The sequence below is a fragment of the Sporolactobacillus sp. PKPK-6 genome (assembly GCF_056678885.1).
Genome location: NZ_JBWXPA010000001.1, coordinates 1,259,019 through 1,271,712, shown reverse-complemented (window position 1 = coordinate 1,271,712; position 12,694 = coordinate 1,259,019). Strand labels below are relative to the sequence as shown.

8 protein-coding genes are annotated in these 12,694 nt (G+C 44.4%); 7 read left to right on the top strand and 1 reads right to left on the bottom strand.

Annotated features, from left to right (window positions below; genetic code table 11):
• Nucleotides 1-42: 42 nt before the first annotated feature.
• A complete protein-coding gene (locus tag AC1MBV_RS06050) occupies nucleotides 43-1,122 on the bottom strand; it encodes an ABC transporter ATP-binding protein (RefSeq protein WP_480947833.1) in 1,080 nt (359 codons plus the stop codon).
• 279 nt (nucleotides 1,123-1,401) lie between these two features.
• On the opposite strand from AC1MBV_RS06050, the gene AC1MBV_RS06045 reads away from it, so the two are divergent.
• The 7 genes from AC1MBV_RS06045 (at nucleotide 1,402) to AC1MBV_RS06015 (ending at nucleotide 12,553) form a co-directional block, all read left to right on the top strand.
• Nucleotides 1,402-2,961, top strand: a complete 1,560-nt coding sequence (locus AC1MBV_RS06045; RefSeq protein WP_480947832.1) for a GH25 family lysozyme — start codon at nucleotides 1,402-1,404, stop codon at nucleotides 2,959-2,961.
• A gap of 543 nt (nucleotides 2,962-3,504) precedes the next feature.
• Nucleotides 3,505-4,881, top strand: a complete 1,377-nt coding sequence (gene ltrA, locus AC1MBV_RS06040) for a group II intron reverse transcriptase/maturase (RefSeq protein ID WP_480947509.1) — start codon at nucleotides 3,505-3,507, stop codon at nucleotides 4,879-4,881.
• Between the two features lie 340 nt (nucleotides 4,882-5,221).
• Nucleotides 5,222-6,298 carry a FecCD family ABC transporter permease gene (locus tag AC1MBV_RS06035; protein ID WP_255748422.1) on the top strand — a complete coding sequence of 359 codons (1,077 nt, stop codon included), beginning with the start codon at nucleotides 5,222-5,224 and terminating at the stop codon, nucleotides 6,296-6,298.
• Nucleotides 6,299-6,301: 3 nt separating this feature from the next.
• A complete protein-coding gene (locus AC1MBV_RS06030; RefSeq protein ID WP_255748423.1) occupies nucleotides 6,302-7,063 on the top strand; it encodes an ABC transporter ATP-binding protein in 762 nt (253 codons plus the stop codon).
• 14 nt (nucleotides 7,064-7,077) lie between these two features.
• On the top strand, nucleotides 7,078-8,091 hold the full coding sequence (locus tag AC1MBV_RS06025) for an ABC transporter substrate-binding protein (protein ID WP_480947831.1): 1,014 nt from the start codon (nucleotides 7,078-7,080) through the stop codon (nucleotides 8,089-8,091).
• A gap of 421 nt (nucleotides 8,092-8,512) precedes the next feature.
• On the top strand, nucleotides 8,513-8,998 hold the full coding sequence (locus AC1MBV_RS06020; RefSeq protein ID WP_255748425.1) for an S-ribosylhomocysteine lyase: 486 nt from the start codon (nucleotides 8,513-8,515) through the stop codon (nucleotides 8,996-8,998).
• Nucleotides 8,999-9,412: 414 nt separating this feature from the next.
• On the top strand, nucleotides 9,413-12,553 hold the full coding sequence (locus AC1MBV_RS06015) for a GH32 C-terminal domain-containing protein (protein ID WP_480947830.1): 3,141 nt from the start codon (nucleotides 9,413-9,415) through the stop codon (nucleotides 12,551-12,553).
• The last annotated feature ends 141 nt before the right edge of the window (nucleotides 12,554-12,694 follow it).

Sequence of the window (12,694 nt, the reverse complement as noted above, 5' to 3'; positions counted from 1 at the left end):
TTTAGCGAAGCTTAAAAGGAAAAGATGCTGTTTATTGGTGTATCATACGATCAGAGCTTCTGTTTCTGCATCAAAGAAACGTAATTTGTTAGGTTTAAATGCCAGTGAAATGTGTTCACCGGCACGAACTTCTTTTGCCGGGATTTTAACAATCAGGCTGTTACCTTCAAAATTTGTGTACAGGAGGCTTTCGGATCCCAATAATTCAGCGACATCGATGGTTGCTTTGAAGGCATTATGATCAGATGGCTCAGCAAATTCAATATCTTCAGGGCGAATCCCTGTGATCACAGTTTTTCCAATGTATGCTTTTAATTTTTCTTGTGCTTCTATGGGTAATGAAATTGTGTGGTCGCCGATATGAACGCCTTTTTCCGATAGCGTTGCGGTGATGAAATTCATTGGCGGCGAGCCGATGAATCCACCAACAAAGACGTTAGCCGGATTGGTGTACACTTCTTTCGGTGAGCCGATCTGTTGAATCGCTCCGTCCTTCATGATGACGATTCGATCTGCCATTGTCATGGCTTCCGTTTGGTCATGAGTTACATAAATCGTGGTTACGTTCAATCGGCGATGCAGTTTAGCGATTTCTGAACGCATCTGAACCCGCAGTTTTGCATCAAGATTGGAGAGCGGTTCATCCATAAGAAACACTTGCGGGTTTCGCACCATTGCACGGCCGAGCGCGACACGTTGGCGCTGGCCACCGGAAAGCGCTTTGGGTTTGCGATCAAGATAATCTTCGAGACCAAGAACTTTTGCTGCCTCTTTCACACGCCGGTCGATTTCGATCTTCTTAAATTTCTTGATTTTCAGTCCGAATGCCATGTTGCCATAGACACTCATATGAGGGTACAAGGCATAGTTCTGAAAAACCATCGCAATATCACGGTCTTTAGGCGCCGTATCATTAACCTTTTTATCGTTTATAAAGAGCTCGCCTTCCGAAATCTGTTCGAGTCCGGCAATCATTCGAAGAGTCGTTGACTTGCCACAGCCTGAAGGGCCGACGAGTACAATGAATTCTTGATCGTTGATTGTGAGGTGAAAATCTTTTACTGCAAGTGCGTTACTGTTGTCGTAGTGTTTCTTGATATGGTTTAGCACGATGGATGCCATGCGAATCCTCCTCTTCAATGTGAATAGTATAAGTATATATAATTCTGAAAATATTGCCTATTAGCAAAACGACGAAGTTTCGCTACCATTTCTGACAGATTGACGAGAAAAAATTCACTAGCTTTAATCGATGAAGTTATGTTTGATTTTCATCTAGGTGTTTGGCTCTATGTACACTCTACTAGAAAAGTGCTATTTTTATAGAGTACATAGTGTTCCAGCTTTGTAACAATGAGTTGAGCCATGGGAGGTTCTAACAACAAAAAGGGAGAGTGAAAAGTGAAGCTTCAAGCAAGGCATTTGGTTTCAGGTCTTTTGGCAATGGCTTTGGTTGCGTTGTCACTGAGTTTTACAGGTGGTACCGCGCAGGCGAGCTCTTCGTACAGTTCCTACGTCACTTCTTACACATTGAAAGTCCGCAGTAAGGCAAGTACTCATTATCGCACATTACGTACATTGAACATGGGGAATAAAGTCACGGTGACAAGCCGATCAGGAAAATATTCCCGGATTAAGTACGGCAGAACAACCGGCTACGTTCAAACGCAGCATTTGAGCCGCAGTAAGTATAAGTCTTACAGTGCTTATGTAACCTCTTACACGTTAAAAATGCGCAGTAAGGCAAGCGTTCATTTTTCGACCAAGCGTACTTTGGCTATGACAAACAAGGTTACCGTACTCGGCAAGGGTAAAAAGTATGCCCTGGTCAGCTACGGCGGCACAACCGGTTATGTTCAGAACATCCATCTGAATCAGAGCAAATTCCAACCGATTGATGCGTATGTGACTTCCTACACATTAAAGGTACGTGACCATGCGAGTGTTCATTACTCAATTCGCCGCACGTTGGCGATGGGCGATAAACTTTCTGTTATCGGCAAAGGCAATAAATATGCGCTCGTTAATTTTGGCGGCACGATCGGTTACGTGCAAAACATTCATTTAAACTCGCAACCATTCCAAGCGTATAATGCTTATGTCACATCAAACACGTTGAAAATTCGTGATAATGCGAGTGCTAAGTTTACGACGCGATTGGTCATGATGGTCAATAATCGTGTGACAGTCACGGGCAAAGGAAATAAATATGCCCAAGTTAAATTTGGCAATATTACCGGCTATGTTCAAGGAAAATACCTGACTACTACACAGCCCGCAGCTTCGAGCAACCAGCCGACTGACCCGCCGGTAACCAACGGCTCTCAGTTTGGTTTGGATATTTCACACTATCAAAATGATGCCGGTAAAGGAAATATTGACTTCAATGCGATCAAACAAGATGGCAACAGCTTTATCATTGCAAAGGCATCGGAAGGCGGCGGTACGGACAGCACATTTGTCAACAACGCCGTTGGAGCAAAAAATGCAGGATTGACTGTCAATGCCTATCATTTCTTCCGCGGATCTGATGAAGCCGGCTCCAGAAACGAAGCCAATGTTTTCTCAAATCAGATTCACGCGGCAAATGCGCAAGGCGTTTCCATTCATTATCTCTTTATTGATGTCGAGACTAAAAACAATGTTGACAAACCGACGCTGACGAACAATGTGCTTGCATTTATCGATCAGATGAGAAAGAACGGATTTAACCAACTGGGAATCTATTCAAACCTCTCGTTCTATAATAATGCAATTGATTTACCAGGTGTTGTCGCTGCGCAGCCTCAGCAGCCGAAATTCTTGGTATGGCTCGCACGTTATCGTGGTACGGAGACGCAGCAAGGACCGGGTGCCAACTTTAATGTTGATATCTGGCAGTATACGAGCAGCGGATCATCGAGCGGTGTTGTCGGTGCGGTAGACAAGAATATTTGGTATTACACAATTAATGGACTGTAATTGTAAGTCACAAGTTCTCTGAATCCTCTCTGAATTATGGATGAATATCTATAATTCAAAGGGGATTTTTTGTACTATAAGAAAGTATAGAGCGACCGAGCAAGGTCGTGCCTTATAGCGGGTGGGAAGCCCGTCGGAAAAGAGCTAGCCACTCATCCGTAGCGAGTCTTGGAGAACGAAAGGCAACTTTGGTTTTTAAGCGTAGACAGCGAGCCAGTGGGCCGTAAGCCAAGTGGTTGAAGGGATTGAGCCTCGAAAACTTATGAAATGGGAATGCCGATGGCGTTATACTTCCAGAAGGCAACACGCCAGACATCGTTAAGGCAAGAGGTCTGGGGGTTCCCCGGGGTCAGAGACCATGGCACGCTGAGCATCAATAAGGTACGGCAACTCGGGAGATCCCAGCGGGTCTTTCGAAAGAAAGTATAGCGAACCAAGCAATCAAATGTAAGGACGTTAAATGTCTGCTGGGAAGTCGGAGGAAGCACATAGTACCCATGATATCGGGTAATGCCGGTTGAGGGAAGGTGTTTTCCCTTGTTTATGAATCTTATCTGGGACACATCGGCACACACAGAGGTGACAGTAGAGATGACTACAAAACAGGTAAGAATAGCAGAGCTAGCGAAGGAAAATCCGAAGATGGCCTTCACCTCTCTGGCTCATTTATTGAGCGTAGAGGAATTGAGGGTCTGTCACCGGGAACTGCAGGGAAACAAAGCAGCGGGCATCGATCAGATGACGAAGGCAAGCTATCAAGAACATCTTGATGAACACCTTGCCGATCTGGATAAGCGCCTGAAGCAGAAAAGCTATCGGCCGCTCCCTGTCCGGCGGACATATATTGATAAACCGGGAACAAAGAAGAAACGCCCACTGGGCATCCCTGCCTATGAGGATAAAATTGTTCAGCGGGGTCTGGCGAAGATCCTTAATGCCATCTATGAGCAAGACTTTCTTAACTGTTCCTTCGGTTTCCGCCCAAATAGGAACTGCCATGATGCACTTAAAGTCCTGAATGTCTTCATTGAAAAGAAGTACACGAACTACATTGTTGATGTGGACATCAGGGGCTTTTTCGATCATGTCGACCATCAATGGATGATGCGTTTTCTCAAGCTACGGATCAAGGATCCAAGCTTTCTGAGGCTCATTGCCCGTTTTCTAAAAGCGGGTTACATGGAGAAGGAAACTTGGCACGCAAGCGAACAAGGGACGCCGCAAGGCGGACTGATCTCGCCGATCCTAGCTAACGTCTATCTGCACTATGTGATTGACCTATGGTTTACGAAAGCGGTGAAGAAACAGTGCCAGGGACAGGCTTATCTGGTGCGCTATGCCGATGACTTTGTCTGTTGTTTTCAGTATAAACAGGAAGCCCAACGATTCTATTGCGATCTGAAGCGGCGCCTAGAAAAATTTAACTTGGCGCTTGCGGAGGAGAAAGCGAGGATCATCCCTTTCGGACGATTCGCTCAGGAAAATGCCAAGAGAAATGGAAACAGGAAGCCAAAGACTTTTGACTTCCTGGGATTCACCCACTATTGTGGGCAAAGTAAAAGCGGACATTTTCGAGTCAAGAGGAAAAGCAGCCGAAAGAAAGTGGGTGCCAAACTCAAAGCCTATTCGCAGTGGCTGAAAGGCCATCGGACCCAAGAGATTGACTTCATCATGGATCGGCTCAAGAGGTCATTGACCGGCTATTACAACTACTATTGTATCACCGATAACAGTCTAAGCGTGAGCGCTTTTCGATTGCAGGTGATTCGGTTGTTGTATAAATGGTTAAACAGAAGGAGCCAGAAACGATCGTTCACATGGGAAAAATTTAATCAATTTCTCAAACGCTTCCCTCTGCCGCAACCGCGAATCAAGGTCAATATTTATCAACTTCGGTCGGAGCTGAGCTACATTCTGTGAACCATGAACAAGAAGAGCCGTGTGCGTAAATAGCGCACGCACGGTTCCGTGAGGGGACAGAAGATGTGAATCGCTGTCCTACTCGACTAGATTTTAAGGAAAATAGTATAAGTGCAACTAAGTCTTCGCCTTCGTCAGAGGCTAGGCGAAGCCAAGTTTTCTTATGTTTTTTTGCAGGTTGCAACAGAATTTTTGATCGAGAAGGAGCATAAATTGAGTCGGTTTACTATAACCGGTTTTTTTGATTGACGTATTGTTTTTTGCCCTATTATACGTTAATATAATTATTGTCGATAATGAGAATCATTATCAACCATATAGAATGAGATGAGGTGACATTTTGCAACGGCAGGAATCACGAGGGGTAACAGGTTATTTCTATTATCCTATTATTCTTCTTTTGCTCTTTTTGATCGCTGTTTCAGCGGTTTATTCTGTATCGATTGGACAAGTACATATCCCATTCGGAAAATCGATGAATATCTTATTGCACGTACTGACCAATGGCAAGTTGGGTTCTTCGAGTGCGGTAGGAAATGAGTCATACTTCAATATTATCTATCAGATCCGAATGCCACGTGTGATTTTTGCTTTATTGATCGGTATAGGTCTTTCTCTATGTGGAACTGTGATGCAGGCCGTTGTGCAAAATCCGCTTGCTGATCCATATATTATTGGCATTTCTTCGGGAGCTTCTCTTGGAGCTACGGTCGCAATCTTGATCGGTTTTGGTTCAAGCGCTCTCTTTGCAAATTTTGGAGTCGCTTTCGGCGCTTTTGCCGGCGCAGTCGTAACCTCTGCCGCGGTGCTTCTGCTCTCAAGCATTGGCGGAAAGGCGACCTCAGTGAAGCTTGTACTTTCAGGGGTTGTTGTCGGGGCCTTTTGCAGTTCACTCTCAAGTCTGGTGATCTACTTTGCCAACAATGCAGAGGGTGTCCAGCAGGTTGCTTTCTGGTCTATGGGGAGTCTTGCTCCGTCAAGCTGGGAAAAGGTACCGATTTTAGCCATTGTTGTCTTGCTTGGCAGCGGTATTTTTCTTTTCCAGCATCGCGTTTTAAACACCATGCTTCTCGGGGATGAATCGGCGGTGACACTTGGAATTAATCTGAGCGTGTTTCGTAAGACCTACATGGTGCTCGCGGCGCTGATCACGGGAACGATGGTTGCTTATTCTGGGACGATTGGCTTTGTCGGCTTAATTGTTCCGCATATTTGCCGCGGGCTTTTTGGAGCGGATCATAGACGTTTGATGCCGGCAACGCTTCTGCTTGGCGGTCTCTTTTTAATCTGGGCAGACATCTTGTCCCGTATACTGATTCCCAATGTTGACCTTCCGATCGGAATCATTACATCAGTGATTGGTTCGCCGCTGTTTATCTATATGATTGTGAAAAAAGGCTATAACTTTGGAGGCTGAGGAATGGAACTTGCGGCAAAAGAACTGCACGTGCGCAGAGGCAAAAAAGAAATCATCAAAAATGCTTCTGTATTTGTGAAAAACAAGCAGTTTGTCGGGCTGATCGGGCCAAATGGCTGCGGCAAGTCGACACTGCTTAAAAGTATCTATAAAAGTCTAACACCCCAGAGCGGCAGCGTTTTTTTAAATGATCTTGATGTTCTGAAGAGTTCAGAGAAAAAGGTGTCACAGCGCTTGGGCGTTGTTGGGCAGTTCAATGAAATGAGCTTTGATTTAACCGTTGAGCAGATGGTGCTTCTCGGACGGACTCCGCATAAGAAATTGTTGGAGCCGGATCAATCGGATGATTATGAGATTGTAGAAGAGGCACTGAGGCGCACACGATTACAGGATTATCGCTCGCGCAGCTATCAGTCACTTTCCGGTGGTGAGAAGCAGCGGGTTATTCTCGCGCGCACCATTGCGCAGCAGCCGCAATTAATGATTCTCGATGAACCAACGAATCATCTTGATATACGCTACCAATTTGAGATTCTTTCCTGCGTGAAACAGCTTGGCATCAGTGTCCTGGCTGCGCTTCATGATCTGGAGTTGGCGGTTATGTACTGTGACTATATATACGCGGTTAAAGACGGTGAAATTTATGCACACGGGAAGCCGGAAGACGTACTGACTCCCGAAACCGTTGAAGCACTCTATCAAATTAAATGCCAGACCTTTATAAATCCAGTGACAAAACATATAGGCTTCGCCTATGGAATCTGAGGAGGATAACATACATGAAAAAGAAATTACTTGCCTGCTGTCTAACAGGCATTTTACTACTCGCCGGATGCGGCAGCTCGACAACAACAAGTGGATCGGATAAGGCTGCTGAAAGTAGCAAATCGCACTATCCGCTGACGATTCATAACTATACGAAAGCAGAAGGTGGTACCGAATGGAAGAAGAAAGATCAGATCATTAAGAAGGAACCGAAGCGAGTGATGGCAACGACCCGAACGGTAGCCGAACTGCTCCTCCATCTCGGATTGAAAGACAAGATCGTCGGTGTTGGCGGGAACTTCGGAGCTGCGGACACATCGGTTGAAAAACAGTACAACTCATTGAAGAAGCTTGGCAGCTCCTATGTTGGCAAAGAAGCAGCGATCGGTACGAATCCCGATATCATTGTCAGCCGTGGCGATTTGTTTGACAATGCGGACTGGGGTGTCGGAACGGTTGATTCGCTGAACTCGATGGGCGTCAATACCTATGCATTGAAGTCCTCGATTCGCGGCGGTACCTATGATGACATCTACAAAGATATTGACAATTTGGGGAAAATCTTCAATGTTCAGGATAAAGCCAAAGCGTTTTCCGACAAACTGAAGGCTCATCAGAAAAAAATTACGTCGCAGTTATCGAAAATTAAAAAGACGCAGACCTTCGCTTATCTGCATATGTCGGATCCAAAAGAAGTTTACGTCTATTCTGCTTATAATGAAACGTTCTTCAATAATGCATTTAAGATGGTCAAGCTCAATAATGTCTTCCAAAATGTGAATGGCAATGTCAGCGTTGAAACCTTGGTGAAAACGAACCCTGACGTGCTGATTGTTCTGGATTGGGGAGCGGACGGAAGTAAAATGAAAAAGGCCCTTTACTCAAATCCGAAGCTGTCCAGTATGAAAGCGATCAAAAATAAAAAAGTATATAGCATGGATTACAATTATCTGTTCAGTTACAGCTACAACACGCTTGATGGTCTGGATACACTCGCAAAAGAAATGTATCCTGACTTGTATAAATAAAAAACGTACTTACCATAATCTAACAAAACCGCCGTCCGCTGCAGCTTGCGAACAGCGGTTTTCTTTAAATCAGTGCATAAAAATCGACGGTAAAAGAACCAACAAAAAATTCTAAGGTTAGAAGAAAAATAGAAATCAAGAAACCAAGACTGCCTAAATCACAGTTGACACATATGAATTATGTGTATAAAATAACGTTAATCCATTAGAGAGGGGATCAGCTCTGATTCATCATGAAACATGAATAGCGGAACAGTCTGTGCTTTGCATACAATATTCGCACCGAAGTCGATTCTTTTGTATTTTGGATTTAGACAGATAGCTCATTAACCAATCACTTAATCATGCAATAAATAGTGCGATGCTGATAAAATAGTAATAGGTCATTACGAAAATACAAAAAGGCGAGGCGATTGTAGTCATGGCAAAGGTTGAAAGTTTTACTCTTGATCATACGAAAGTCAAGGCTCCATATGTCCGATTAATTGCGACACAAAAAGGTCCTAAGGGCGATGTGATTCAAAATTATGATTTGCGTTTTGTACAGCCGAATGAAAATGCGATTCCGACAGCAGGGCTGCATACGATTGAACACATGCTGGCCAGTCTGCTGCGTGATCGACTGGAAGGCGTGATTGACTGCTCGCCATTTGGCTGCCGCACCGGTTTTCACTTGATTCTTTGGGGCGAACATGAACCAATTGACGTTGCCAAAGCGCTGAAGGGTTCGCTTGAATTTATCGCAAACGAAGCCACTTGGGACGACGTTCAGGGAACGACGATTGAAAGCTGCGGCAATTATCGTGATCACTCACTCTTCTCAGCCAAGGAATGGTCAAAGAAGATTGTTGAAGAAGGTATCAGCTCAGATCCATTTGAACGCAAAGTGGTTAAGGAATCAATTTAACTAATCGTTTGAACCAACCTGAGTAGTCCAATAGCATTTTGAGCTGTTCGATGACACTACAATTTTTTTACTAAAAAGCGAAACGATCTGAATCCATGGTGTAAGTGGGTTCGGGTCGTTTTTTGCGTGCATCTTTTAAGAGGTCAGCTCTAATCTAGTAATCTATTTTCTAGTGTTTTAGAAATCTACTTTAATTAACTCTAGTGAATCTTTTTTTGTTCAATCTGTTTCATTTTTAGAATTAGTGAGTTGCTTACATAAAATGTAAAAAAATGATCATCAAATTTTTTCCACTATTAGCAAGCTTTTTCACAAACTTTATCAGCAATTAAAAATAACACACTAATTGGAATGAAACTTGCATAACAAAATGTGTTAATGAAAGCGCTTAATAAAATAGAGGAGGTTAAAAAGTTGAATCGACTACTCAAATTCAGTATTGCGTTACTTATAGGTATAGGATTAATGGTGCCGTCACTGCCGGTGCAAGTCAAGGCGGAGGATTCGAGCAGTCATTACTATCAAGAGCCATATCGTAATCAGTATCATTACTCAGCTCAACAGAATTGGTTGAACGATCCGAATGGATTGATTAAATACAATGGTGTCTATCATATGTTTTATCAGTATAATCCGGAAGGCAATGAATGGGGCAATATGTCCTGGGGACATGCCATCAGTAAAGACCTCGTTCACTGGAAGGAACAGAAGGTAGCCATTCCGGAAGATGATAACGATGCGTGGGTAGACTTTTGGATGCAAACGAAGGATGATGCGAAGCCTGTCCATTATTTGGGGCGCCCAACCACAAACTGGGATCTCAACAATCCGAATGGCAAGCGGTATATCTTCAGCGGTTCCGTTGTGCTTGATAAAAATAATGTGAGCGGCTTTGGTCAGAATACGCTGATCGCCTTCTACACGAGTACGTATCAGGTGTGCGTGCGGGATGATGATTACAGCAAGGATTCGCTCGGAAATATCATCGGCATCCGTGAAGTGCAGGAACAGAATATGGCCTACAGTACGGATGGCGGAAAGACGTTTAAAAAATATAATAATCAAAAGCCGATTATTCCGGTTACTGAGGTGCGGACAAAGGATGCGGGCAATTTCCGTGATCCGAACGTTGTGTATGACGAGGCGAATCAGGAGTGGATCATGCCTGTTGTATCCGGGCAGGAAGTTGAAATTTTTGCATCGAAGAATTTAAAGGATTGGGATTATCAAACAAGCATCAAGCGTGAAAATGATGTGGGAAACGGTGTTTGGGAGTGCCCGGAACTGATTCCAATGACAGTTAAGGGAACCAACGAAAAGAAGTGGGTGCTGTCACTGAGTGTGCAAAATGGCGCTCCTGCCGGCGGGTCGGGTATGCAGTATTTTGTAGGAACGCTCGGCAAAAATGATGCGGATAAGATTGCATTCACTCCGGATACAGATGACACCATGAAGAATCCGCAATGGTTCGACTATGGCGAAGATTTTTACGCGGGTATTACGTTTGCCAATGTACCGGATCGCACGATTATGCTTGGATGGATGTCCAACTGGACGTACAACGGGGAGCAGAACACGTCACCTTGGAAGGGCGAGATGACCTTGCCGCGCGAGCTGAACTTAGAGAAATCGGACAGCGGTTATACGATTCGGCAAGAGCCTGTTTCAGAGATTGATGATCAAATTGGACAAGGTGCTATAAACCTTGGAGATGAGAAGATCAAGGACAGCTACGGGGATACCGAAACGTCGCAGATTAAGGACTTTTCAGGAACACAATATAAAATCAGTGCAGATTTTACTTGGACAAATGCTTCGGAGCCGAATGATCTCGGCTATTTGCTCCGACAGTCCGATGACGGTTCAAAATATGTAAAGGTCGGCTATGATCCGCAAAAGCAGATCGTTTATCTTGACCGTACCAAGGACGGCGAATCGATTAATCGCCAGGAAACAAAAGTAAAGCTGGACAAAAAGGCAAGCAGCATTAAGCTAACCGTATACGTGGATACCTCTTCTATTGAAGTCTTTGTCAATGATGGAGAAAAAGTAATCACACAGCTTGTTTACCCGAATCCGGATCAGCCGTCTGATTCACGCAACCTAGCTTATTTCGTTAATAATGGTACGGTATCGATCAGTCAGGCTGAGGGTGAACATCTTAAAAGCATCTGGGGAAATAATCCAAGTATTAAAGCACCGAATGAGACGACATTGAATTATGGTGACAGTTTTGATGCACTGAATGGCGTGTCGGCCAATGATTTGAAGGATGGCGATCTGACTTCTGATATCAAGGTGTCCGGAGATACAGTGAAAACGAAAACGCCTGGCACCTATCAAATAACCTATTCAGTAGCGAATCAGGCCGGAGTAACAGCAACAAAAACAATAAAAGTCAACATTGTGATGGATGGACAAGCTGCTGCCGATGACGCTGTCCAATTGGTTGAAACGGCGGAACAGAGTCAGCTGCAGAAGGATGCAGATGCAGCAAAGCTGTTTGTTGCTCAGCTGCCGGAAGGAACGACCAAGGATTCGCTGAATGCTCGGTTGAAAGTCGTACAAGAGAAGATAGATGGTGCGGCTGCAGCAGAGGAGGCGGCAAAGGCAGTAGAAGCGGCAACAAAAGCAGTAGAGCAGGCGGAACAAACCAAATCGCAAGCAGATGTGGATGCTGCTCGAGTCAAGGTCAATGCTTTGGCGGAAGGAACGACGAAGGATTCGCTGAATGCTCGGTTGAAAGTTGTACAAGAGAAGATAGATGGTGCGGCTGCGGAAGAGGAGACGGCAAAGGCAGTAGAAGCGGCAACAAAAGCAGTAGAGCAGGCGGAACAAACCAAATCGCAAGCAGACGTGGATGCTGCTCGAGTCAAGGTCAATGCTTTGGCGGACAGCGATGCAAAATCTGCCTTGGAAAAACGTCTTGATGCGCTTCAAAAGACGAGTGATACGGAGAATGCGAAAGAACATACTTATTATGTGAAAAAGGGCCCCTATCTTTACAGTTCGTCAAATGGCAGCAAGACGAGAATTGGTTTTATCGCAGTTAATACAAAGGTCAAGACCAAGACCGACCCATCAGCCAAGATGTACAAGATCACATATAAAGGAAAAACAGGCTATGTTTACAGAGTCAACCTTGGGGAAAAGCCCCTGTCCGTCACACGCTATGTCCATAAATCATCGTATTTGTACAGCACCAATACGAGTAAAAAGCGCAAGGGAATTAAGATCGCAATAAATGTGAAACTGCAGACAATCAGTACGCTCTCATCAAAAATGTACAAAGTGACGTACAAGGGAAAAACAGGCTACGTCTATAAAGTGAATCTCGGAACTAAAGCACAGTCCGTGACGCGTTACGTTCACAAGCCATCGTATTTATACAGCACCAATACGGGTAAGAAACGAAAAGGAATCAAGATCCCGAAAAATACAAAGCTCAAGACCAAAAGTCCCCTGTCAGCAAAAATGTACAAGGTCACTTATAAAGGCAAAACGGGTTATGTATATCGGGTCAATCTAGGCACAAAGCCGCTGAAGAAGCGCTGAGTGCGGAAATAAATAAGAAACAAAAACACCGGAGCGGTAAAAATGCTCCGGTGTTTTTTTACACCATCGGAAGATGCGCAGCATCGTATCAATGGAAAAAACACTTATATTATGAGAAAAGTTGAACCGAAGTGAAAGGGT

What these genes read in the sequence shown, in the direction of transcription:
- AC1MBV_RS06050 (WP_480947833.1), bottom strand. Translation starts at nt 1,122, where the DNA reads ATGGCATCCATCGTGCTAAACCATATCAAGAAACACTACGACAACAGT.
- ltrA (WP_480947509.1), top strand. Translation starts at nt 3,505, where the DNA reads ATGAATCTTATCTGGGACACATCGGCACACACAGAGGTGACAGTAGAG.
- AC1MBV_RS06030 (WP_255748423.1), top strand. Translation starts at nt 6,302, where the DNA reads ATGGAACTTGCGGCAAAAGAACTGCACGTGCGCAGAGGCAAAAAAGAA.
- AC1MBV_RS06025 (WP_480947831.1), top strand. Translation starts at nt 7,078, where the DNA reads ATGAAAAAGAAATTACTTGCCTGCTGTCTAACAGGCATTTTACTACTC.
- AC1MBV_RS06020 (WP_255748425.1), top strand. Translation starts at nt 8,513, where the DNA reads ATGGCAAAGGTTGAAAGTTTTACTCTTGATCATACGAAAGTCAAGGCT.